The organism is Rhodanobacter sp. BL-MT-08, from assembly GCF_054161255.1.
The window spans coordinates 3,739,486-3,763,412 of sequence record NZ_CP167872.1 but is presented as its reverse complement, the minus strand read 5'-3'; the positions used below and the strand labels follow the sequence as shown (position 1 = coordinate 3,763,412).

The following is a 23,927-nucleotide window of genomic DNA, read 5'->3' as shown; positions in this document are numbered from 1 at the left end:
GATCACTATGGCTATGCAGGACGCCATCGATGTGGAGAATGAAGCGCGATGACCATCATCTCGCTACATTTGCCAAAGACCGCCGGAACGAGCTTCAGGGTTTCGCTGGCGAATCATTTTGGCGATCGTTATCGTGGCGACTACGATGATCAGGCGATCAGCAAGACGACGTACAGGCGGCGCAAAGAAGCGATGCTTTCAGGCGCAAAAATATTTAGGCAAGGTTTGGCTGGTGTCGATTGCGTCCACGGCCATTTCTTGCCGTTCAAATACCGGCCTTTGAGTCTGATACGAGATCTCACCTTCATCACGTGGATGAGGGAGCCGGCAGCCAGGCTGATTTCCCACTACCACTACTGGCAGGAAAGCTACAGCGAGCGAACGGCTGCGCCTCATCACCGTCAAGTCGTAGAGGAGCGGTGGACGCTGGAGGAGTTCTGTCTCAGCGAAAAATTCCAGAATATATACACGCAATATCTCTGGTGCTTTCCGCTGGAAAATTTTGCCTTCATCGGCATAAGCGAGCACTACCAAGAAGACCTGCTCTGTTTCGCACGACAGTTTCTATCGTCGGAACTGGTGCCGCAGCGAGAAAACATCACGGCGAAGACGAATGCGTATCGCGAATTCGATCAAGGTTTTCTCAAAAAGGTGCGTGCGTTTCACGCCAAGGATGTTCGCTTGTATGAGCGCGCGCTACAGCTTCGTGAGGCCAGGCTATCAAGCGAACGCCCAGGCAGGTGAGCTTGTTCAGGCCTTGTGGGCAGAGCCCGGATCTCTCCAGATGCGGACCGTCGTGTGCCTTGATCCCGTACCCATATCGCGCGCTCTTTGAGTTTGCTAAAGCGAGTTGCGCAAAACTGACATGGCTTCTTCGGCCTTTGTTTCTGAACCGGCAGTGGCCAGAATTTGCGAAAAATTTTCGGCAACGATTAACGTACTGAAGTGCTGCGACACGAACGCGTTTGCAGCCCTGCTCATTTCCTGCAGAAGGGCCTTGTCTGTCAATTTCACGATGGCGTCGCGCCAAGCTGTTACCTGGGCTGGCGGCAAAAGCACACCCGTAATGTCAGCCAGCAATGTCTCAGGCACGCCACCGACATCACTCCCCAGAACCGGAACGCCGCAAGCTTGCGCCTCCACGGAAACACGGCCGAAGGTTTCTGGGCGTTTTGACGGAAACGCAAGCATCGAGATGGCGTTGTAGAGGGGATGTACTTCCTCCATCCAGCCGGTGAAATGATGGCGATGCGCCGTTTCACGATGTGACGCGACGCGCCCGCGAAGATCCGCTGCATCGGGACCGTCGCCGACCCACAGGCAGTGCAGCCTTGGTTCGTCGCGCATTGCTGCGCTGGCGGCTTCGAGAAGGGTGAAGATGCCTTTGCCATCGCTCATGCGGCCAAAGTAGCCGACCACGATCGCGTCTTCGGGTATCCCAAGCTGGCGGCGCGCCCGGCGGCCCTTTTCGGGGTCCGGTTTGTAGATGTCCATATTTACCGGGTTGTACAGAATCTGCACCAGCTCGGGCGGGATCCCGCTGTCGAGATAGGCCTGTCGTGCATATTTGGATACGGCGAAAAATCGATCGGCGAGCCGCGGCAGAAAGTAAGCCGAGATCCGGCTCATCGCCGGCGTGCGGTGACGGAACAGGGCAACCTTTGCGCCGAGCAGTCGGCCACAGAGAATCAGCGGCCAGTACTCCTTGCCGAAATTGCCGACGAGCCAGTCGGGCTTTTGCTCTTTCGCCGCGGCAAAAACGGCGCGATAGCCACGCAAATCGAAGATGTTGCGGAACCGCGCGTGGTGCAGGCGGACATTCGACTGGCTCAGGCCGTGCGAAATCAGGCCGTCCGGATACACCACGGCGCTGACGTCGTGGCCGGCCTGTGCCATGGCCTGTGCCAGCGCCACAAAATGGGTTGCCGCCCCGGTATGTTCCGGGTTGGTGCCGACAAACAGGAATTTCATCGACGCCGATCCTCGTAATCGGAAAAGACTTTCATCGCAAACTGCGGCAGCCAGTGGTGGCGGGCGACCTGCATCCGCGGCAGTCGCCACAGGTCGTCGCCGGCGATGGCGCGGCCGCGATGCGTAGTGGTAGCCGTGCTGAAGCCGGCTTCGCGGGTTGCTTCGACTACGCGCTCGTTTTCATCGCCGTACGGGTAGCAGAACTGGGTCACCTCGCTACCGATGCGATCTTCCAGCTCATCCTTGCAGCCGCGAATTTCGCTGTGCAGCTGCGGCTCGGTGCATTGGGTGAGGCGTGGATGGCTGCGCGTATGCGCGCCGACTTCCATGCCGCCGTCGCGCCATGCGCGAAGCTGCTCGGCGGTCATCAACTTTTTCCGGATGCCCAGGCGGTGGTCGTCCCAACTGTTGTAGCGACCGATCTGGCCGCTGACGACATAACAGGTGGCGCTGAAGCCGAACTTTTGCAGTATCGGCATCGCGGACTGCACGTTGTCCGCGTATCCATCGTCGAGCGTGATGACCGCCACCCGTCCGCTCTTTTCGCCACGCAGATAGGGCTCGGCTGCGCTGACCGACAGACCGGTATAGCCCAGCTTGCGCAGCAGCCACATCTGTCGGCTGAATGCGCCGGGGCTTACATACAGGCTGCGATAGACCGCAAGATCGCGCGGCGCCGACGCGATGTTGTGATACATCAGAATCGGAATCGCCGCTCGTTTGGTTTTGGCGGGTGAAGTCATGGACGCGCAATCTTCCTTGAGCTGCCCGGAGTGCGCTGCCGGTCTGGCAGCGCAGCTAGCGCGAGCGATGCGCGATTCTGGGGCGGATTCCTGTCGCCAATCTGTCGCGCTCAGTAGAGCGTTGGCTGCCCTTCAGGTCGACTTTTGAAGCGCTTGTGCACCCACAGATATTGTTCGGGCGACTCGCGCACCATCTGCTCGATGCAGCCGTTCACTCTCGCGGTGTCATCCAGCGCGTCGGCACTGGGAACGTTTTCCAGCGGCGCACCCAGGCGAAGCGCATAGCCGGCCCCATCGGGCAGGCGGCGGTGGAAAAACGGAATCACCGCGGCGCCCGACAGTCGCGCCAGATGATGTGTCGCGGTGATGGTGGCGGCCGGCACGCCGAAAAACGGCACGAACACGCTGTCCTTGCTGCGCATGTCCTGGTCGGGCGCGTACCACAGCGTGCCGCCGCTGCGCAGGTATTTCACCGTGCCACGAAGGTCGTCCTTGTCGAACATGGTGGTGGCGTAGTCCAGTCGGGCGCGCAGCACGGCCCACTCGAACACCGCCGAGTCCATCTTGCGGTACATGCCGGAAATGCGGATGCGCTGCGAAACGAGCCTCGCGCAGAGCTCGAGGTGCGAAAAGTGGCCACCCACCAGCAGCACGCCCTGACCCCGGGCGCGCGCCTGCTCCAGATGCTCCAGCCCCTCGATGACGATGGGAATGCCCGCGATCTTCCTTTCGCTGCCCATCCAGCCCAGCGCGAACTCCACCAGCATCAAGCCGATGTCGCGCAGATTGTCATCGACCAGCCGACGTTGTGCCGCCGCATCGAGCTCGGGGTAGCACAATGCGATATTGGTTTCGGCGATGTGCCGCCGTGCCGACGGCACGCGCATCACCAGTCCGCCGAGCCGACGGCCCAGCCAGAGCAGCGCGGCGTAGGGAAGCCTGGCGATCAGCCAGATCACGGCCACCCCGACCCACGCCGGCCAATGCCGAGGTGCGAGCAGCGATCGGTTGAAACGGGGGCGTGGCATGCCTGGCATCCGTGCCATTGTAACGGGCCGCCCCTGCGGCGGCTCGCCCCAATCGCTGTGGCTATACTTCAACGTTGATTGATCGGCTGATCGGCGGACTCTTGCTGCGTTTTCTGTACACCATTGCGATGTATCTGGTCACGCCACTGCTGGTGCTCAGGCTGCTGGCCCGCGGCGTGCGTTCGCGGCCGTATCACCGGCGCTGGCCGGAGCGGTTCGGCATTTTCGAAGCGCCAGGCTTCAACGGCAGCCTGTGGATCCATGCCGTTTCGGTCGGCGAAGTCAATGCGGCCGAGCCGCTGATCAAGGCACTGCAACGCGATTATCCGAACGCCCCGCTGGTCATCACCACGGTAACGCCCACCGGCACGGCGCGGGTGCATCAGCTGTTTGGCGAGAGCGTGTTCCACGTCTACCTGCCGTACGACCTGCCGTTTTCGGTAAACCGCTTCATGCAGCGCGTGCGGCCCCAGCTCGCTCTCATCGTGGAAACCGAAATCTGGCCAAACCTCTATTTCGCCTGCCGCAATCGCGGCATTCCGCTGATGATCGTCAATGCGCGCCTGTCGGAGCGTTCGCTGCGGGGTTACAAGCCCCTGCGCAGCCTGGTGCGATCGTCGCTGCGCTGCGTTCGGCAGATCGCCGCGCAGTCGCGCACCGATGCAGCGCGCTATCGGTTGCTGGGCGCCGATCCGCGGCAACTGGTGGTGACCGGCAACATGAAGTTCGACATGCCGATCCCCTGCGGTGCGGTTACCGACGGCGCCGCGATGCGTGAGCACTGGGGCGCGCGGCGCCCGGTGTGGATGGCGGCCAGCACGCACGAGGGCGAGGAGCTGGCCGTGCTGCAGGCGCATCTGGAGGTGCTCAAGCGCCTGCCCGATGCGCTGCTGCTGCTGGCGCCACGCCATCCGGAACGGTTTCGTGCAGTCGAGCAATCCGTACGAAGTCTGGGTTTCACCACGGCCAGCTACAGCGTCGACGGCCTGCCGCTGCCGATGCACCAGGTCTTCGTGATCGATGCGATGGGTCGGCTGATGCCGTTTTTTGCGGCTTCGGAAGTGGCTTTCGTCGGCGGCAGCCTGGTGCCGATCGGCGGGCATAACGTGCTCGAGCCGGCGGCGCTGTCGATACCAGTACTGGTGGGACCGCACACTTTCAATTTCGAGGAAATCACCGTCAGCCTGATGCAGCAGGGCGGCGCGGAACGCGTGGCCAGTACCGAGGCTCTTGGCCCGGACGTACTGGCGCTGCTGCTGGATCCGGCCAAGCGCGAGCGGATGGGGCAGGCGGCGCAGACGGTCTTCGACCGCGAGCGCGGCGCAGTGCACCGGATCATGCGGATGATCGACAGCCTGCTGCAGGAATAGTCAAAAAAAACGGGCCGAATGGCCCGCTTTTTTACCCGAAGCACGCGCTGAGCGCGGCGGCTGCGGCTACTGCAGCAGTACGTTGGCGTCCTGCAGATCCTTGTACTCGATCCGTCCAACCGAGTACTGCAGGTTGAGCTTGTCCAGCACCAGCTGATGACGCGCCTGCGAGTAGGTGTTTTCGGCCGAGGTCAGCGTCTGGATCGCGTTGAGCACATTGATGATGGTCTGCGTGCCGACATTGAAGCCGGCGCGGGTGGCATCCAGCGCCTTCTGTCCGGATTCCACGGCGGACTTGCCCGACTGCACTTCCTCGATGTCCGCCAGTATCGAGCGGTAGTAGTTGAGCGTCGTGCGAATGACCAGCCGGCGCTGCGACTCCAGCGAATCCTTCGCCGCATCGCGCTGGTAAATCGACTGGCGCACGCGCGACTGCACCGCACCGCCGGAAAAAATCGGTACCGAGAGCGTCACACCGATCGTGTTGCCGAAGCGGCCGTTGCCGGTGTATGCCGCCGCGCTGCCGTTCTGCAGCCACTCCGTGCTCTTCGCGCGGCTGGCGGTGGCATTGAGGGTGGGCAGGTGCCCGGCGCGCGCCGCACTGATGTCGTGCTCGTAAGCGGTGACGGTGTACTGCTGCGAGAGGATGCTGGGGTTGTACTTGATCGCATCCTGCACCCACGCATTCGGGTCGGCCGGCACGGGCGGGTCGAGCGGCAGATCGTCCCGCAGCTTTTTCAGTTCGCCGACCGGTTGTCCGGTGATTTGCGTGAGCGCTTCGCGCGCGTCGTTGAGCGTGTTCTGCGCCGTGATGGTCTGGGCCTTGGCCGCTTCGTACGCCGCCTTCGCCTGATAGGCACCGGTGATTGCGGCGGTGCCCGCCTTGAACTGTGCGTCGGCCTGCTCGTACTGCTTCTTGTAGGCGTCTTCGTTCGCCTTGGCGAAGGTCAGTGCGTCCTCGTCGGTGAGGATGGTGAAATATGCTGTCGCGACGCGTACGTACAAATCCTGCTCGGCCGACTGGTACGTCTGCTCGCCCGCATCCGCCGTGGCGTGCGCGGCCTGAAGGTCGGCGATCTTGCTGAAATCGAAGATCACCTGATCGATCTGGCCGGAGAGATTGCGCGTGCGCACGTGACCGGTGCTGGAATTGCCGCCCGTCGTGCCATCCGACAGTGGGCCGGTGCACGCGTAGGTGCCGGTTCCCGCGGCGATGCCGTCGCACAGATAACTGGTGCCGCCGACGCCTGAAAGGCTGCCGCTCGACGAGCTGCCGCCGCTAGTCTGGGTCAGCCCGTAACTGGCGGAAATCTGCGGCAGCAGCAGCGCCCGCGCCTGCGGCACGCCTTCGCGCGTGGAGAGATTGGTCGCGTCGGCCTGCTGCAGCACGGGGTCGTTGGCGCGCGCCTGACGGTAGGTGTCGAGGAGGTCTTCGCTATGGCCGGGCAGCGAAATGGCGGCGAGAACCAACGCCAGGGAGAGCAGCTTCAAACGCATGGGGTGCCTCGTGGAAATCGGTCGGGGGCGAACTTAAAAGACGAAACGCTTCAGCGGTTCGGCATGAGTGATATACGGCAGGTCGGTTTCAAAAAGCGTTTCTTCCCGATAACGTCCGGCGCCTTCGTGGGTCAGCAAGGTGGCATGCTGCACCGGCGAATGGCCACGTATGACCAGCGCGCGCGCGCCCGTCTTCAGCCAGTTCAGCCAGCGTGGCGGCATGCTCGATACGGCTCCGGTGACGACCAGTGCGTCGAACAGTTCGCCCGGCTCCCAACTGTCAACGGCTTCGCCCGTTACGAGGCTGACGTTTTGGATGCCGGCATTTTGCAAGCGCCTGGTTGCAGCAACGGTGAAATCGGCATGGATATCGACACTGGTAACGTGGGCCGAGAGGCTGGCCAGGCAGGCGGTGAGAAATCCCGAGCCGGTGCCTATTTCAAGGACGCGATCGGTAAGCTTCAGGTCCAGCGCCTGCAGCACGCGGCCCTCGACCACCGGCTTCATCATCACTTCGCCGTGGCCGAGCGGCAGACACAGGTCCGCGAAAGCGAGCTGGCGATGCGCGGGCGCAACGAAGTCCTCGCGATGAATTTTGCCGATGACGTCCAGCACGCGACCATCGAGCACTTCCCAGGGGCGTACCTGGTTTTCCACCATGTTCAAGCGCGCCTGATCGAAGTTCATTGCCATTGTTTCGTGTCCCGTGTCGATCAAAAGGAAGGTGGAAAAGGATAGTTGCAGCAGCGGGAGCCCGACAACGCAGCAAAGGTGCAATCACAGCGTGCCGGTTGTGACGCGGCCTTCGAAGTGCCGGAAGTCACCGCAACAAGCTGACTGCCGTCACGTCGCGAACCGCGGGTTTTCGCGGGCGCCGTCTCTGAACGCTTTGAAACAGGTGTTTGGAAAATAATTGAACCGCTGCGTATAATAAAGCTCGAATCATCATTTGTGAAGGTGCGGGCATGAGTATCAGCGCGCAAATCAGACCCCAGGGGCCCGGGCGCCCCAAGGATATGGAAAAGCGTGCGGCCATTCTCGCTGCGGCGAAGGCATTGTTCGTGCGCAATGCGTTTGCTGGAACCAGCATGGATGCCATCGCGGCCGACGCCGGCGTATCCAAGCTCACCGTCTACAGCCATTTTGGCGACAAGGACAACCTCTTCCGTGAAGTCATTCGCTCGCGCGTGCAGGACTGGTTGCCGGAGGAAATCTACGCCTACGACCCGAATGTCGACATCGGCGATATTCTGAAAAAAATCGCGAACGCGCACATGCTGATCGACTGCCAGCGAGAGAGTGTGGGCACGTTTCGCGCCATTCTCAGCGACTGCCGTCAGGGCAACCCTCGCTACGGCAAGCTCTTGTGGGAGGAGGGTCCGGCCCGCAACCATCGACTGATGGAGCAGCTTTTTCAGGATGCGGTCGACGACGGCGTGCTGGAAATTTCCTGCGTCAAGACGGCAGCCATCCAGTTCATGTCGCTGATCAAGGGCGACCTGCTGCTTCGTCGTTTATGCGCCTGCGATGAGTGCCCGGACACCGCAGCCGCAGAGATCGAGACCATCGCCAAAGCGGGCGTAGCGACCTTTCTGCGCGCTTACAGGACCCGTTGAATCCGCGCAATGCCGGACAGGCTCGGCGCCATCGGGCCCGTGGCGGCGCAGCCACGCCGCGCGTGGGAAAGCGACGCAGCCGTGCGGCTAGCCTGCCGTCAGGCCCATTGACCGAACCAGGGCCTTGCGCGTCGTGACTTCGTGACAAAAAGGCCGCCAAGTTCCGTAGTATCGACGGTGCGATCCACCGCAAGGTCCGGGGCTCCAAGATGAAACTTTCCGTTCCCTTCGTCCAGCTGCCGGTACAGTTTGATGCGGGCAGGCTGGCGGCCGAAATCCAGGCACTGGATGACAGCTGCTGGCGCAGGCATCCGCAGAATTTTCCCGGCAATTTCGCCTTGCCGCTCATCGCCGTGAACGGGGATCCGGACATCGACGCCATCAATGGTCCGATGCGTCCCACACCGTATTTGCAGCAGTCGCCGTATCTGACCCAGGTCTTGCACCGTCTCGGCGCCGTGTGGGGCCGCACGCGTCTGATGAAGCTCAGCGGGCATGCAGAGGTCACGCCACACGCGGACGTCAGCTATTACTGGCGAGAGCGCACGCGCGTGCATGTGCCGATCCTGACCAAGCCTACCGTCCGCTTCATCTGCGGCGACAGTGAAGTGAACATGGCGGCCGGCGAGTGCTGGATTTTTGATACCTGGCGTAACCATCGGGTTATCAATGGCGACGATGACGAACGCATCCACCTGGTGGCAGACACCGTCGGCAGCGACGGTTTCTGGAACCTGGTGAACCGCGGCCGCGCTCCGGGAAAAAGCAGCCTCGGCGGCTGGCAGGCGGAACCCATCGCTGCCGTGAACGATCATTTCCCCGAACTCGCGTGCGAGTCGGTCAACGTCCCCGAGGTCATGACGCCGTGGGAGCTGCAGAGCCATCTGGTCTTTCTGTTCGGCGAAGTATTGCCCCACCCGGAGCTGGCGCAGGCTCAGGCAATTTCCTCGCGGCTCGTTGCCACGTGGAGAACGCTGTGGGCGCAGTACGGTACCGATCGCACGGGATGGCCGATCTACCGCGAGGCGCTGGATCGTTTCGATGCCGAGATGCGCGCGGCGGGGCCATCCTTGCGCGCAATTCACGGCGCCAAGGTGCTGAACATCCTGAAGCCGATGCTGCTGGACGTGGCGCTCGCCGACCAGGGTGGCGAGCTGGGCGCCTATGAACCGCGCAAGCCCGACAAGCCCGAGACGGCGGCAGTGGAAGCTCCGGCGAATCGTGATGAGGTCTTTGAGCGTCCCGTTTTCATTATTTCGTCGCCGCGTTCGGGCTCCACCCTGCTGTTCGAAACGCTGGCACAGGCGAGGGATCTTTACACGATCGGTCAGGAAAGCCACGCCCTGATCGAGGGCGTGCCGGCCCTGAACCCGGCTAACCGTGATTTCGCATCAAACCGCCTTCAGGCGAACGACGCCACGGCCGAGTTAGGAGCGGTGCTGCGTCAGCGATTCCTGGCCGAACTGCGCGACCGCGACGGCCACGCGCCGCCGCAGCTGCCGGTGCGAATGCTGGAAAAAACGCCGAAAAACGCGCTGCGCATTCCGTTCCTGGCAAAGATATTTTCAGACGGCCATTTCGTCTATCTGCATCGCGATATACGTCAGACGCTGAGCAGCATGATCGAGGCTTGGCAGTCGGGCAGGTTTCGCACGTACCCCAAGCTGCCGGGGTGGACTGGACCATCGTGGTCCCTGCTGCTGGTGCCCGGTTGGCGCGAGCTGATCGGGCGGCCGCTGCAGGAAATCGTCGCGGCCCAGTGGAAAACCACGACAAACGCGTTGCTGGACGATCTTTCGGCCATGCCCGCCGACCGTGTGCACGTGGTGCGTTACGACGACATACTGGCCAATCCTGAGCAGGAAATGGAGCGCCTGTGTGCGGTGCTCGGCCTGGCCTGGGATCGCCCCATCGACGGAACGCTTCCACTTTCTCGGTTCACCGTATCCGAGCCCGCCCCGGACAAGTGGCGACGCCACGAAGCCCTGATCAACGAAATGCTTCCGGCCCTTCAGCCAACGCTTGCCCGGCTGGAACGATTCATGGCGCAATGAGGGATACTGGGCCGCGCGCATGCGTCGCTTCAACCATCGAGCAAGAACACGCCATGAAACTGCAGGTCCCCTTTGTCCAGCTGCCGCTGCAATTCGATGCCGACCTGCTGAGGCGGGAACTCGCTGCGCTGGATGGTAGCCGCTGGCGCGAGCATCCGCAGAAATTTCCGGGGAACTTCGCCCTGCCGCTGATCTCCGTTGACGGCGATCCCGACAGTGACGCGGTTTCGGGTGTGATGCGGCCGACGCCGTATCTGGCCGAGTGTCCCTATCTGATGCAGGTACTGTTGACGCTTGGCGGGGTCTGGGGTCGAACCCGTTTGATGAAACTCAGCGGTCAGGCCGAGGTCAGTCCGCACGCCGACATCAACTACTACTGGCGTGAGCGTGTGCGCGTTCATGTCCCCATTCTGACGCAGCCGAGCGTGCGTTTCCTCTGCGGGGATGCCGAGGTCAACATGGCGCCGGGCGAGTGCTGGATATTCGATACGTGGCGCTCGCATCGTGTTATCAATGCCGCAGACGAGGAGCGCGTCCATCTGGTGGCCGATACCGTCGGCAGCGCCCGCTTCTGGGATCTGGTCGGCAAGGGCCGCGCGCCCGGTGCGGGCGACTTCAGCGGCTGGACAGCGCATCCCGTTTCTTTCGACTCGGGCAGCGGGCCACCCCTGCGCTTCGAATCCGTCAATGTGCCCACGGTGATGACGCCGTGGGAGATGCGCGAACATTTCGGATTCCTGCTGCGCGACATCATTCCCCACCCGCAGCTCGGCATTGTCCACCAGATGATCACGCAGCTGCAGACGGTGTGGCAGTCGCTCTGGGCCGAGCACGGTGATGACGTATCCGCGTGGCCTCTGTATCGCAGGGAGCTCGACGCGTTCGAGAGCGCGATGGCCCAGGCCGCGTTACCACTGCGCCTCGTCAACGGCGCGGATTTTCTATCCACGCTGCGTGCCATGCTGTTGCGCGTTGCGCTGGCGGATCATGAGGTGGCTGCGGCAGCGGACGAGCCGCGTGTGCCGGCGTCCGCAGGTGCCAAATAGGCTTGTCCGGCGCAGGGTGCGGTGGCCGGATCGCTACAACAGCGAGAATCGCTCGACCCGTTCTTCACTCGGCCTTGCCAACGACATTTCTACGCTAGTGGTCTTTGTAGGGCGCTGCCGGTGAAAGCTGTTGGCGAGACCGGCGCCTATTCATCCATCTGAGGAGCAAGCCATGGCCAAGGCCAAGCCGTTCGTTACCGACATCGAGAACATCCGCAAGCGTGCGCGTCAGGATATCGAAAAGGGCGCCATGACCGCCGGATACAGCGCCGACCGCGCTACCGTGGTGAAGCTGCTCAATCACGCGCTGGCCACCGAAATCGTCTGCGTGTTGCGCTACAAGTATCACTACTACATGGCGTCCGGCATCAACTCGCAGGCCGTGAAGTCCGAGTTTCTGGAGCACGCCAACGAAGAGCAGGGCCACGCCGACCTGATCGCCGAGCGCATCACCCAGCTCGATGGCAAGCCCAATCTCTCGCCCGAAGGTCTGCTGACCCGTAGCCACGCTGACTACGTCGAAGGCACCGATCTGGTCGACATGATCAAGGAGAATCTGGTGGCCGAGCGCATCGCCATCGACAGCTACCGCGAAATCATCGACTACATCGGCACCGATGACCCGACCACGCGCCGCATGCTCGAAGGCATTCTGGCGCAGGAAGAGGAACATGCCGAAGACATGAACACGCTGCTGGAGCAGCTGGGCAAGAAAGGCGAGCCGGCCAAGCCTGCGCCGGACAAGAAGGCCTCCAGCAAGCACCACTGAACTCTGCCGCCTACATGTCGCCAGAGCGACGCTATTGGATAAGCTACAAGGGACCGCATGCGGTCCCTTGTTCGTTTCGAAGGCCAAGGTCTGCCGCGGTCAGCTTACCAGCCGGAAAGGGCCAGCTTGCCGATCGTGCTGCCGGACTCCAGTCGCCGATGCGCCTGGCGCAGCGTGGACGCCGAAATAGGCGAGAGCGTCTCGGTTCGGGTGCCGCGCAGCTCGCCGGCGTCGATTAGCGCCGCCACGCGGTCGAGGATTTTGCCCTGCTCGTTCTGATCGGCAGTCTTGTAGCGCGCGCGGGTGAACATCAGCTCCCAGTGGATGCCGATGCACTTGGATTTGTACGGATCGCCGATGCGCAGCGCGCCGCTGGGTTCCACGATCAGGCCGACGTGGCCCTGCGGCGCAAGCACCTCGCCGATGGTTTCCCAGTAGTGATCGGTATTGGCGAAATTCACCACCGCATCCACCTCCGCAAAGCCCAGCGCCTGCAGCTGGGCTGGCAGCGGATGGCGATGATCGACGACATGATGTGCGCCCATGGAACGGCACCAGTCGGCTGTTTCCGGCCGTGACGCGGTGGCGATGACGACAAAACCCGCGCGTTTTGCCAGCTGGATCGCGATGGAGCCCACGCCGCCGGCTCCCGCAATGATCAGCAGCGATTTGCCCTGTCCGCCGCGCTCGCTATCGAACGGCATGCGCTGGAACAGCAGCTCCCACGCGGTGAGCGCGGTCAGTGGAAGCGCCGCGGCGTCCGCGGCGTCCATCGACGTTGGCGCGTGCGCGACAATGCGCGCGTCGACCAGCTGATATTGCGCATTGCTGCCAGGGCGGGTGATGTCACCGGCGTAGTAGACGCGATCGCCGACGCGGAAACCGCTGACCGAGTCGCCCACGGCCTCGACCACGCCCGACGCGTCGTAACCCAGCACCTTGGGCTGCGACTCGACCTGCGCTTTGGGTGAGCGCACCTTGGTATCGACCGGGTTTACCGAAACGGCTTCCACGCGCACCAGCAGATCGTGGCCGCCGGCGGTTGGCTGAGGTAAATCAACATCTACCAGCGATTCGGGATCGTCGATCGGCAGATAGCGGGTGAGGGCGACGGCTTTCATACGGCCTCCATACGTGGAATGCCGGCGAAGCATAGCGATCGCAGGGTGAGCATCCGGTTATGTATCGCCGAAAAAAAAACGCGGCGCCTCTTGCGAAACGCCGCGATGGCAATCAATGCAGTCGGGCAGTTGCCGCGATCAGTGCTGTTCCTGCTGATAGCGCTGCACGCCGGCCACGATCTCGGCCTTCGCTTCGTCGGCGCTGACCCAGCCTTCCACCTTCACCCACTTGCCTTTCTCCAGATCCTTGTAGTGCTCGAAGAAATGGCCGATGCGCTCCAGCCAGTGCCCCGACACACCGCTCATATCCTTGATGTGGGCGTAACCGGGGAACACCTTGGCGGTGGGAATCACCACCAGCTTTTCATCGCTGCCGGCTTCGTCGGTCATCTTCAGCATGCCGACCGGATGGCAGCGGATCACCGCGCCGGGGATCAGCGGCAGCGGCAGGATCACCAGGGCGTCCAGCGGATCGCCGTCGCCGCCGAGGGTGCCCGGCACGTAGCCGTAGTTGCACGGATAACGCATCGGAGTGGAAAGAATGCGGTCGACGAAGATCGCGCCGCTTTCCTTCTCCACTTCGTACTTGACCGGTTCGGCATCCTTGGGGATTTCGATGATGACGTTGATGTCGTTCGGCACGTCGCGGCCGGCGGAGACGAGATGCAGTCCCATGAATTGTCCTTGATGTTTTGAAAAAGTCGACCACTGAGGATACGCGAAACGCTGCTGCAGCGCAGCGGCGCGGGTAATGGTGGCGCCGCTCAGCCGCGCCTGTACGGCCTTTCACGCAGCCATTTGGTGGCAATCCACTTTTCGCCGCTGGTCACCGGCAGGCCTGCGTGCAGCGAGCTCTGATCGCCGCTGTCGTAGGCAAAGTAGACCGCAGAGCCCCGCCGCGCGGTTACGGTGAGCCCGATTTCCGGAAACGCCGTGCCGCCGCCGCCCTCGGGCGTGTTCAGATACATCACGATGCTGGCGATGCGCTGCCCACCGACCGCCGTAATGGTGCTGAAGCCCGGCTGCTGTGGATCGAACCAGTCGAAATGCGGCTCGTATTCCTGCCCCGGCAGGTAATGCAGAATCTGCAGGCCCTCGCCGTGACTGACCGGCATATCCAGCAAGGTGGCCAGGCGCTGCTCGATGGTGCTGACCAGCGGCAGCTCGTTGAGGGAGAAAAACATGCCCTCGCTGGTGCGCCGGTTGTCGACCTGGTTTTTGCCGTCGGTATCGACGGTCATGGCGCGCTTCAGGCGCGGCCGCGCCAGCTCGATCAGCTCGGCGCATTCGTCGTCCGATAGGAAGCCGTCCAGAACCCGCAGCACCGGCTCGTTCACGCTCACCGAGATATCAACACGATGGCCGTCGACGATGACGCTGGGCGCTTCAGGGTGGCGCGTTCGTTTTCCCGGCATCGAGCTCGCAGCGGGCGCCACTGCAGTCGCGTTGAGCGCCGCCAGCGGAATTTTCAGCACATCGGCCAGAATACTGCGGCTCTGGCGCGGGTCGTAGCCGCTTTGCTTCATCAGCTGCAGTACTTCCGGCACGCTGTGGCCGGCGCGCGTGGTGGACAAAATCCATTCGCGCAGTTCGGGGCGGATCGACGGGCGTGAGTTCATGGCGGCGTGGGTGGGTCGATGTGGCTGGGTCGATGACGTTGAGAGCTTACTTTAGCGGCGGCGGCGAGTGAACGTTGTGAGGGCGGCCGAGGCCATAAAGCAACGAGCCGGCAACTGCCGGCTCGTTGAAATCTCCATCACTGCGTAACTTATTTCAGCTGATCCCACAGAAAGTCGTACGCCAGCGCATGCATCAGCGCCGCCTGCTTGTTGTCGGCACCGGCGCCGTGTCCGCCTTCGAGATTCTCGTAGAACCAAACGTCGGGGTGACCCATGGCCTGCATCTTCGCCGCCATCTTGCGGGCCTGCACCGGGCCGACGCGATCGTCGCTGGTGGTGGTGTAGAACAGCACCGGCGGGTAATGGCCGTCCTTTTTCACGTTCTGGTACGGCGAAAAGGTCTGGATGAATTTCCAGTCGGCGGTATCGGGGTTGCCGTACTCGGCCATCCACGATGCGCCGGCCGACAGGTGCGTGTAGCGCTTCATGTCGAGCAGCGGCACCTCGCAGGCGATCGCGCCGAACAGCTGCGGATACAGCGTCAGCATGTTGCCCATCAGCAGTCCGCCGTTGCTGCCGCCCTCGGCGCCGAGGTGCTTGGCCGAAGTGACGCCGCGTTTGACCAGATCCTCGGCGACCGCCGCAAAATCTTCGTACGCGCGCGGGCGATTGGCCTTCAGCGCCGCCTGATGCCACTGCGGACCGTACTCGCCGCCGCCGCGGATATTGGCCAGCACGTAGACGCCGCCGCGATCCAGCCACGCGCGGCCGATGCTTCCGCTGTAGTGCGGCGACAGCGATACTTCGAAGCCGCCGTAGCCGTAGAGCAGGGTGCGGTTGGAGCCATCGAGCTTGAGGCCCTTCGGCGCGATCTCGAAGTACGGCACGCGGGTGCCGTCTTTCGAGATGACGAAATGCTGGGTCACTTCGAACTTCGACGCGTCGAAGAAGGCCGGATCCTGCTTGATCGTCTCGGCCGGCACGCTACCCAGCACACCGCGCTGCAGGGATGAGGGCGTAAGAAAGCCCGTGACGTCGAGCCAGTATTCGTCGCTGTTGTCGGGGTCGGTATCGGCCACGCTGATCGAGCTGAGCGCCGGTGCGCCGGGCACCGCCTCGTGTTTCCAGTCGGCCGTTGCGTTGGCGTGGTCGGGTGGCGTGAGCACTTCCAGCCGGCTCTTGACGTCATCGAGCACGTCGAGAATCAGGTGATGGCGGGTCCAGGCGTACGACTCCAGCGAGGTATGCGCATCGGGTTTGAACAGTACGGTAAACGCCGGCTTGCCGGCCATGAAGGCGTCGAAGTTCGCTGCCAGCAGCGCGCCGGAGGGATAGGTTTTGCCGCCCACGGTCCAGGCGGAACGCGTCTGCACCAGCAGCGATTCGCGATGGGCGTCGGCGCTGGCGTCGGTCGGCACGTCGACGCGGGTGAGCTTGTCGTTCTTGCGCTGGTACAGCTCGCTATGGAAAAAATCCTTCGCGACCGAGACGAAGTCACGCTCGAAACCGGGCGTGCGATCGTGCATCGCGCCGACTGCGAGGTCGGTCGTCTTGCCTTCGTATACGATCTTGGCATCGGCGATAGGCGTGCCGCGCTTCCATTCCTTGACAATGCGCGGGTAGCTCGAGGCGGTCATCGTGCCCGGGCCGAAATCGGTGCCGACGTATAGCGTGTTCTCGTCGATCCAGCTGGCCTCGGTCTTGGCGACCGGCAGGACAAAACCGTCCTTGACGAAGGATTTGCTCGGGAGGTCGAACTCACGCACGGTCACCGCGTCGCCGCCGTCCGGCGACAGCGACAGCAGGCAGCGCGTGTACGCCGGTTTCAGGCACTGCGAGCCCTTGAACACCCAGCGCTTGTTCTCGGCCTTGTTTAGCGCATCGATATCGAGCAGCACCTCCCACTGCGGGGCGGCTTTGCGGTATTCGGCCAGCGTGGTGCGGCGCCACACGCCGCGCGGGTTGGCCTTGTCGCGCCAGAAGTTGTAGAGGTAGTCACCCATGCGCCTGACCTCCGGAATGCGCGCGTCCGAATCGAGCACTTCGAGAATGCGGTCGCGGGTTTTGTCGAACTCGGCGTTATCGATGAACTGCTTGGTGGTCTTGGCGTTTTCCGTCTTGACCCAGTCCATCGCGCGAGCGCCGTGGATGTCTTCCAGCCACAGGAACGGATCGTCGGAGGCCTGAGCGCCGGTGGATGCGGCAGCGGGGGTATTGCCATCAGCGTGAGTCGTATTCATGCCTACCAGTGTGACGCCGAGAGCCAGCGTCAGCCAGACCGATTTCATCGTATGCGCCTCGTGTGCAAGGTGTGGGTGGAGACAGCGTGCTGACGCAGGCCGCCAGCGTTCGAGCCTAACCGCAGCCCGTTGTGGCCGCCTGTGACTAAAGTCAGGGTGAGCTGTTTGGTAAGGGCATAAAAAAATCCCGCCGAAGCGGGATTTTCCGTTACTCGTAGTCGATCGCCTTAGAGCAAGGGGATCAGCAGCAGGGCGACGATGTTGATGATCTTGATCAGCGGATTCACCGCGGGGCCCGCGGTGTCCTTGTACGGGTCGCCCACGGTATCGCCAGTCACCGCGGCCTTGTGCGCCTCCGAGCCCTTGCCGCCGAAGTGGCCGTCCTCGATGTACTTCTTGGCGTTGTCCCAGGCGCCGCCGCCGGTGGTCATCGAGATCGCCACGAACAGGCCGGTGACAATGGTGCCGATCAGCACGCCGCCCAATGCCTTGGGCCCCAGCAGCAGGCCGACCACGATCGGCACGGCCACCGGCAGCAGTGACGGCACGATCATTTCGCGGATCGCCGACTTGGTCAGCATGTCGACCGCGCGCGAATATTCCGGCTTGGCCGTGCCCAGCATGATGCCGGGGATGTCGCGGAACTGACGGCGCACCTCCTCGACCACCGCGCCGGCGGCGCGGCCCACCGCTTCCATCGCCATCGCGCCGAACAGGTAGGGGATCAGGCCGCCGATCAGCAGGCCGATGATCACCATATGGTCGGACAGGTCGAAGGTCATCGGCACGTAGGTCGTGCCGCTAAGCGCCGCTTTGGCCTGCGCGGCCACATCGAGGTTGTGCGTGTAGTCGGCGAACAGCACTAGCGCGGCCAGCGCCGCCGAGCCGATCGCGTAACCCTTGGTGACCGCCTTGGTGGTGTTGCCCACCGCGTCGAGCGGATCGGTGACGCCGCGCACCTCCGGCGGCAGGTCGGCCATTTCGGCAATGCCGCCGGCGTTGTCGGTGATCGGGCCATAGGCGTCCAGCGCCACGATCATGCCGGCCATTGACAGCATGGCCGTGGCTGCAATCGCGATGCCGTACAGGCCACCGAGCGCAAACGCACCCCAGATCGCGAAGCACACCGCGATCACCGGCAGCGCGGTCGATTTCATCGACACGCCCAGACCGGCAATGATGTTGGTGCCGTGCCCGGTGGTCGACGCCGCCGCGATGTGCTGTACCGGCTTGTACTGCGTGCCGGTGTAGTACTCGGTCACCCACACGATCACACCGGTCAGCAGCAGCCCGATCAGCGAGCAGCCCCACAGGTTGATCGAGCCGTGGCTGAAGCCTGTCATCAGTTGCGTGGTGATCGGGTAGAACGCGGCCGCAGCCAATACCGCGGAAACGATCACACCCTTGTACAGCGCGCCCATGATCGAGCCGCCCTGCTTCACCTTGACGAACAGCGTGCCGATGATCGAGGCGATGATCGACACCGCGCCCAGCAGCAGCGGGTACAGCACGGCGTTCGGGCCGACCTCTTCGGTCATCAGGCCGCCGAGCAGCATGGTGGCGATCACGGTTACCGCGTAGGTTTCGAACAGATCGGCGGCCATGCCCGCGCAGTCGCCCACGTTGTCGCCGACGTTGTCCGCGATCACGGCCGGATTGCGCGGGTCGTCCTCGGGAATGCCGGCCTCGACCTTGCCGACCAGGTCCGCGCCCACGTCGGCGCCCTTGGTAAAGATACCGCCGCCCAGGCGCGCGAAAATCGAGATCAGCGAGCTGCCGAAGGCCAGGCCGACCAGCGCATGCAGCGCCAGTTCGCCGTGCATGCCCATCTGGTTCAGCACGATCCAGTAGCCGGCGACGCCCAGCAGGGCCAGACCCACCACCAGCATGCCGGTGATCGCTCCGCCGCGAAACGCCACGTCCATCGCCGGACTGAGCCCGTTACGCGCCGCCTCCGCCGTACGCACATTGGCGCGCACGGAGACATTCATGCCGATATAGCCGGCGGCGCCCGAAAGAATCGCGCCGAGCAGAAAGCCGATCGCCGTCGGCCAGTTGAGAAAGAAGCCGATCAGCAGCAACAGCACCACGCCGACGATGCCGATGGTGCGGTACTGGCGGTTGAGGTAGGCACCAGCGCCTTCCTGGATCGCCGCCGCGATCTCCTGCATGCGCGCGTTGCCCGGCGATTGCGCCAGGATCCATCTTGTCGAAACTGCGCCGTAACCAATTGCTATCACCGCACACGCCAGAACGACGATCCACCAGCCATATTGCTGCAGCATCGGAGCCTCCCACGAGTAGTCACCCTAGTGCCGGGTTTTCCATCGGCGAACCCGGAGATAGCCGTCCCGTACGGGCGGTTGCGCCGAGTATAGGCAGACCACGCCGCGCATCCTGTTGTGCGGCGCAATGCGCGGGTAACTTGGCGATACCTCGTTAGGGCACGGACGCAGGAAGGCTTCGAAAGATCAGCCGATCACGCGCGCGTGCGGGGTTGTAGAAGTCGGCAACATTCGATCAAGGCGCAAAGTCCGGCAGCTTCTTCGCCACCGCTACATTCTTCAACTGCACGTAGCGGGGCAGACCATCCTTGCCGTAGGGAAGCGCGGCCTCGCCCGCAATCAGGGGACTCAGGTAGCGACGTGCTGCGGCAGTAATGCCGAAGCCGTCGCGGGTGATGAAGCTCTTGGGCATTTTCTTTTCGTGGTTGGCGACCTTGCTCAGCGGTGCCGGCTGGATGCTCCAGCGGTAGGGCGCATCGCTGCTGCGCACGATGACCGGCATCACCGCGTTCATGCCTTTCAGCGCGTAATCGACGGCGGCCTTGCCGACCGCGTAGGCCTGCTCGACATCGACCTTCGACGCCGCGTGGCGGGCGGAGCGCTGCAGATAATCCGGCAGCGCCCAGTGATATTTGTAGCCGAGCTTTTCCTTTACCAGCGCTGCCAGCACCGGCGCCACGCCGCCGAGCTGCGCGTGGCCGAACGCGTCGCGGCCACCCGCCTCGGCGAGGAACTGACCGGCCGCATTGCGCACGCCTTCGGAGGCGACCACGGTGCACCAGCCCACGCGTTTGACGGTGGCTTTGACCCTGGCAAGAAAGGCCGCCTCGTCGAAGACGTTCTCGGGAAACAGGATGATGTGCGGCGCCGCGTCGGCGGTGTCGCCGGCGAGCCCCGCCGCGGCGGCAATCCAGCCCGCGTGCCGGCCCATCACCTCGAGAATGAAGACCTTGGTCGAGGTCTCGGCCATCGAGGCGACGTCGAGGCTGGCTTCGCGGGTGGAGATGGCGATGTATTTGGCGACCGAGCCAAAGCCGGGGCAGCAGTCGGTGACCGCCAGATCGTTGTCCACTGTCTTGGGCACGCCGATGCAGCGGATGTCATAGTTCATCGCCTTGCCGAGCTGGGAGATTTTCAGCGCGGTATCGGCCGAGTCGTTGCCGCCGTTGTAGAGAAACCAGCGGATGTCATGCGCGCGAAACACCTCGATCAGCCGCTCATACTCGGCCCGGTTGGCGTCCAGCGATTTCAGCTTGTAGCGGCATGAGCCGAAGGCGCCGCCGGGCGTATGCCGAAGCGCGGCAATCGCACTTTTGAATTCTTTCGAGGTATCGATCAGCTCCTCGCGCAGCGCGCCCAGAATGCCGTTGCGCGCGGCGTACACCTTGACGCCCTTGGCGCGCGCGGCTTCGATCACGCCGGCGGCCGAGGCATTGATGACCGAAGTCACGCCACCGGATTGGGCGTAAAGGAAATGGCCGGTAGCGGCAGAAGGGCGGCGGGTCAGGCTCATGGACATCCTCGACAGGCGGGTCAGACGGGAAACCGATTATGGATCACACGAGCGTACCAAGCCGGAAGCGGCAAATCTTTTCGCAACAGGGACTTGGGGTAGCGTGAATGGCGCCCGCGTTTGACGGCACCCGGTGCAAACGCTAATTTGGCAGCTTAATCTGAGAATGAAGCGGGCTGCGGCAGTGTGCGGCCGCCTGCCAAACGTGTGGAGCATTATGCGACTGGTCCTACTTGGCGCGCCCGGATCGGGCAAAGGCACGCAGGCGGCGCGCCTGAAGGCGGAGCTGGGCGTGCCGCACATTTCCACCGGCGACATGCTGCGCGCTGCGGTGGCGCAGGGCACCGCGATGGGACTTAAAGCCAAGGCGGTGATGGATGCCGGCCAGCTGGTGTCCGACGACATCCTGCTGGGCATGCTCGAGGAGCGCCTGGCGCAGGACGACGCCAAATCGGGCTTCATCCTGGACGGCTACCCGCGCAACCTGGCTCAGGCCGATGCACTCGACCACCTGCTGGCCAAGATCGGCCAGCCTCTCGATGCGGTGATCCAGCTCGAAGTGCCCAACGTCACCATCATCGGCCGCTGCGAAATCCGCTTCAAGGCCGAAGGCCGCGCTGACGACAATCCGGATACCGTGCGCAAGCGCCTGGCCATTTACGCCGAACAGACCGCGCCGGTGGCCGACTTCTACGCGCGCCGCGGCAAGCTGCAGGTGGTCGATGGCGTGGGCGAATTGAGCGAAGTCACGGCGCGAGTGCAAAACGCGCTGCGGGACACGTCCGCCACCGCACACGGCTGATACGAAGGGTCGCCGCGAGGCGGCCTTGACGTGACCATCGCGGCAACTTCTTTGGCTTCGTGGTTTTCGCGCGGGCCGTGATTCCTTTCCACGCGATTTATTTCTCTGGGCTTGCCATGCGTCTGCATATCCTCGGCATCTGCGGCACCTTCATGGGCGGCGTTGCCGCGCTGGCGCGCGAGCTCGGGCTCGACGTGGAAGGCTCGGATACCAACGTCTACCCGCCGATGAGTACCCAGCTGGAGGGTCTCGGCATCGCGCTGATGCAGGGTTACACGGCCGAGCATCTGCAGGCTTCGCCGGGGCGTGCGGCGCCCGATGTGGTGGTGGTCGGCAATGCGATGACCCGCGGCAACCCGGCCGTGGAATACATGCTCGATGAGCAATTGCGCTATATCTCCGGCCCGCAGTGGCTGGGCGAAACGCTGCTGGCCGATCGCGACGTGCTGGCCGTCGCCGGCACGCACGGCAAGACCACCACCACCAGCCTGCTGGCGCATCTGCTGGACAGCGTCGGATTGGCGCCGGGCTTCCTGATTGGCGGCGTGCCGGGCAATTTCGGTGTTTCGGCGCGGCTGGGCAGCGGCAAGCCGTTCGTGATCGAGGCCGACGAATACGACACCGCGTTTTTCGACAAGCGCTCCAAGTTTGTACACTACCGGCCGCGTATCGCGATTCTCAACAACCTTGAATACGACCACGCCGATATTTTCCCCGACGTGGCGGCGATCCAGCGCCAGTTTCACCATCTGGTACGCACCGTGCCCGGCAACGGCCGGCTGATTGTCAACGCGCACGACGCGCGTCTGGCCGAGGTGCTTGCGATGGGCTGCTGGACGCCGGTGGAAACCTTCGGCATCGGCCGTGGCGACTGGCAGGCCACGCTGGTCGAGCCCGACGGCTCGGCGTTTACCGTGCATCGCGCCGGCGAGCTGATCGGCGACGTGCAGTGGTCGCTGCTCGGCCATCACAGCGTGATGAATGCGCTGGCCGCGCTCGCCGCAGCATCGGCGGCCGGTGCCGATCCGCGCGCGCTGCTGCCAGCGTTCGCCACCTTCGAGAGCGTCAAGCGACGGATGGAGCTGGTCGGCGAGGTTGGCGGCGTGCGCGTCTACGACGACTTCGCCCACCATCCGACCGCGATTGCCACGACGCTGGCCGGCCTGCGCGCCAAGGTTGGCGATGCGCGCATCCTGGTGGCGCTGGAGCCGCGCTCCAACTCGATGCGCCAGGGCGCTCACGCCGAGGCACTGGCGCCGTCGCTGGCCGATGCCGATGCGGTGGTTTTTCTGCATCGCGCGGAGCTGGCCTGGGATGCCGGGCAGGTCACGGCGGCACTGAACGGTCGCGGCAGCATGGTGCCCACGGTGGATGCGCTGCTCGACGCGCTTGCCGGGCAGGCCCGATCGGGCGACCAGGTGATCTTCATGTCGAACGGTGGTTTCGAGGCCGCGCCGCGTCGTTTCGTCGAAAAACTGCGTCAACGCTGACGCTCGTTCACTACATCGGATTCTCGCCTGCGCCATACCCGACGCCACCTGCGGAGCGTGCGGCGACATGCATCGTGGTTCGTCACGCTGCCTCTGGTTAAACTTACCCCATGGCCGCCCAGTCTCCGCTGATCGAGATGCCCCTGTTTCCGCTGAACACGGTGCTGTTTCCCGGTGGCCAGCTGCAGCTGCGCATTTTCGAGCCGCGCTATCTCGATATGGTGCGCGAATGCACCCGCTATGACTCCGGCTTTGGCGTGTGCCTGATTCTCGAGGGCTATGAAGTCGGCGAACCCAGCACGCCGGCTGCCGTCGGCACGGTGGCGCATATTCAGGATTTCGACCGCGATGATGATGGCCTGCTCGGCATCGTGGCCAAGGGCGGTTCGCGTTTCAGGGTCAACCGCAGCCGCGTGCGCAGTGACGGCCTGCTGCGCGGCGATATCGAGATCTGGGCGGCGGAGCCGGAGGTGCCGGTGCCGGTGGAATTCGCGCTGTTGCAAAGCATTCTTGAGCGGCTGATCGAGACCATGGCGCCGCATTGGCGCGATGCGCCGCGCAGCGCCTACGAGGATTCCAGCTGGCTCGGCTATCGGTTGACCGAGCTGCTGCCGCTGGATGTCACCGAGCAGCAGCACATGCTCGAGCTGACCGACCCGCTGCTGCGGCTGGCCGAGCTGCGCGATATTCTGCCGCGATTCCAGAAAGCCTGAGCCTTAGCGCTTAAACTAGGCCGCTCTGCTTGATGGCAGCCTATCTTCAC

20 protein-coding genes are annotated in these 23,927 nt (G+C 63.4%); 9 read left to right on the top strand and 11 right to left on the bottom strand.

From position 1 onward, the window contains the following. Positions 1-48 precede the first annotated feature (48 nt). Positions 49-744, top strand: coding sequence for a hypothetical protein (locus ACDK93_RS16765; RefSeq protein WP_458070125.1), 696 nt, complete (start codon positions 49-51; stop codon positions 742-744). Positions 745-840: 96 nt separating this feature from the next. On the opposite strand, the gene ACDK93_RS16760 is transcribed toward ACDK93_RS16765, so the two are convergent. From ACDK93_RS16760 to lpxL, 3 genes are all read right to left on the bottom strand, one after another. Beyond that, a complete protein-coding gene (locus ACDK93_RS16760) occupies positions 841-1,971 on the bottom strand; it encodes a glycosyltransferase family 4 protein (protein WP_458070123.1) in 1,131 nt (376 codons plus the stop codon). Next, positions 1,968-2,714 (bottom strand): polysaccharide deacetylase family protein, encoded by a 747-nt coding sequence (locus tag ACDK93_RS16755; RefSeq protein ID WP_458070122.1) that lies wholly within the window; start codon positions 2,712-2,714, stop codon positions 1,968-1,970. The genes ACDK93_RS16760 and ACDK93_RS16755 overlap by 4 nt, the downstream gene beginning before the upstream one ends. 110 nt (positions 2,715-2,824) lie before the next feature. Beyond that, a complete protein-coding gene (gene lpxL / locus ACDK93_RS16750) occupies positions 2,825-3,742 on the bottom strand; it encodes an LpxL/LpxP family Kdo(2)-lipid IV(A) lauroyl/palmitoleoyl acyltransferase (protein ID WP_458070120.1) in 918 nt (305 codons plus the stop codon). 104 nt (positions 3,743-3,846) lie between these two features. Here lpxL and waaA point away from each other — a divergent pair, with 104 nt between their 5' ends. Then, positions 3,847-5,112: a lipid IV(A) 3-deoxy-D-manno-octulosonic acid transferase gene (waaA, locus tag ACDK93_RS16745; RefSeq protein WP_458072511.1), complete on the top strand. Its 1,266-nt coding sequence runs from the start codon at positions 3,847-3,849 to the stop codon at positions 5,110-5,112. Between the two features lie 66 nt (positions 5,113-5,178). Here the strand turns inward: waaA and ACDK93_RS16740 are convergent, their stop codons facing one another. Both ACDK93_RS16740 and ACDK93_RS16735 read right to left on the bottom strand, forming a co-directional pair. Further along, positions 5,179-6,609, bottom strand: coding sequence for a TolC family outer membrane protein (locus tag ACDK93_RS16740; RefSeq protein ID WP_458070119.1), 1,431 nt, complete (start codon positions 6,607-6,609; stop codon positions 5,179-5,181). 33 nt (positions 6,610-6,642) lie between these two features. Then, positions 6,643-7,302, bottom strand: a complete 660-nt coding sequence (locus ACDK93_RS16735; protein ID WP_458070117.1) for a protein-L-isoaspartate O-methyltransferase family protein — start codon at positions 7,300-7,302, stop codon at positions 6,643-6,645. Between the two features lie 272 nt (positions 7,303-7,574). Between ACDK93_RS16735 and ACDK93_RS16730 the strand changes: the two genes are divergently transcribed. From ACDK93_RS16730 to ACDK93_RS16715, 4 genes are all read left to right on the top strand, one after another. Continuing rightward, a complete protein-coding gene (locus tag ACDK93_RS16730) occupies positions 7,575-8,225 on the top strand; it encodes a TetR/AcrR family transcriptional regulator (protein WP_458070116.1) in 651 nt (216 codons plus the stop codon). 209 nt (positions 8,226-8,434) lie between these two features. Beyond that, the gene (locus tag ACDK93_RS16725) at positions 8,435-10,279 is read left to right on the top strand and encodes a sulfotransferase (protein WP_458070114.1); all 1,845 of its coding nucleotides are present in this window, start codon (positions 8,435-8,437) and stop codon (positions 10,277-10,279) included. Positions 10,280-10,332: 53 nt separating this feature from the next. After that, positions 10,333-11,325 (top strand): aspartyl/asparaginyl beta-hydroxylase domain-containing protein, encoded by a 993-nt coding sequence (locus ACDK93_RS16720; RefSeq protein ID WP_458070112.1) that lies wholly within the window; start codon positions 10,333-10,335, stop codon positions 11,323-11,325. Positions 11,326-11,497: 172 nt separating this feature from the next. Further along, positions 11,498-12,094, top strand: a complete 597-nt coding sequence (locus ACDK93_RS16715) for a ferritin-like domain-containing protein (RefSeq protein WP_458070111.1) — start codon at positions 11,498-11,500, stop codon at positions 12,092-12,094. 104 nt (positions 12,095-12,198) lie between these two features. On the opposite strand, the gene ACDK93_RS16710 is transcribed toward ACDK93_RS16715, so the two are convergent. From ACDK93_RS16710 to ACDK93_RS16685, 6 genes are all read right to left on the bottom strand, one after another. Then, positions 12,199-13,215: a zinc-binding alcohol dehydrogenase family protein gene (locus ACDK93_RS16710; protein ID WP_458070110.1), complete on the bottom strand. Its 1,017-nt coding sequence runs from the start codon at positions 13,213-13,215 to the stop codon at positions 12,199-12,201. A gap of 138 nt (positions 13,216-13,353) precedes the next feature. Continuing rightward, positions 13,354-13,890 carry an inorganic diphosphatase gene (ppa, locus tag ACDK93_RS16705; RefSeq protein WP_458070109.1) on the bottom strand — a complete coding sequence of 179 codons (537 nt, stop codon included), beginning with the start codon at positions 13,888-13,890 and terminating at the stop codon, positions 13,354-13,356. A gap of 89 nt (positions 13,891-13,979) precedes the next feature. Next, positions 13,980-14,834, bottom strand: coding sequence for a 2OG-Fe(II) oxygenase (locus ACDK93_RS16700; protein WP_458070107.1), 855 nt, complete (start codon positions 14,832-14,834; stop codon positions 13,980-13,982). Positions 14,835-14,983: 149 nt separating this feature from the next. After that, positions 14,984-17,074 carry a prolyl oligopeptidase family serine peptidase gene (locus tag ACDK93_RS16695; protein ID WP_458072509.1) on the bottom strand — a complete coding sequence of 697 codons (2,091 nt, stop codon included), beginning with the start codon at positions 17,072-17,074 and terminating at the stop codon, positions 14,984-14,986. Between the two features lie 227 nt (positions 17,075-17,301). Beyond that, on the bottom strand, positions 17,302-19,359 hold the full coding sequence (locus tag ACDK93_RS16690) for a sodium-translocating pyrophosphatase (RefSeq protein WP_458070105.1): 2,058 nt from the start codon (positions 19,357-19,359) through the stop codon (positions 17,302-17,304). 235 nt (positions 19,360-19,594) lie between these two features. Beyond that, the gene (locus tag ACDK93_RS16685; RefSeq protein ID WP_458070104.1) at positions 19,595-20,872 is read right to left on the bottom strand and encodes a 6-phosphofructokinase; all 1,278 of its coding nucleotides are present in this window, start codon (positions 20,870-20,872) and stop codon (positions 19,595-19,597) included. Between the two features lie 217 nt (positions 20,873-21,089). Between ACDK93_RS16685 and ACDK93_RS16680 the strand changes: the two genes are divergently transcribed. From ACDK93_RS16680 to ACDK93_RS16670, 3 genes are all read left to right on the top strand, one after another. Continuing rightward, positions 21,090-21,674, top strand: a complete 585-nt coding sequence (locus ACDK93_RS16680) for an adenylate kinase (RefSeq protein WP_458070103.1) — start codon at positions 21,090-21,092, stop codon at positions 21,672-21,674. Between the two features lie 116 nt (positions 21,675-21,790). Next, a complete protein-coding gene (mpl, locus tag ACDK93_RS16675) occupies positions 21,791-23,164 on the top strand; it encodes a UDP-N-acetylmuramate:L-alanyl-gamma-D-glutamyl-meso-diaminopimelate ligase (RefSeq protein WP_458070102.1) in 1,374 nt (457 codons plus the stop codon). Between the two features lie 110 nt (positions 23,165-23,274). Then, positions 23,275-23,877 carry an LON peptidase substrate-binding domain-containing protein gene (locus tag ACDK93_RS16670; RefSeq protein ID WP_458070101.1) on the top strand — a complete coding sequence of 201 codons (603 nt, stop codon included), beginning with the start codon at positions 23,275-23,277 and terminating at the stop codon, positions 23,875-23,877. Positions 23,878-23,927: the final 50 nt, after the last annotated feature.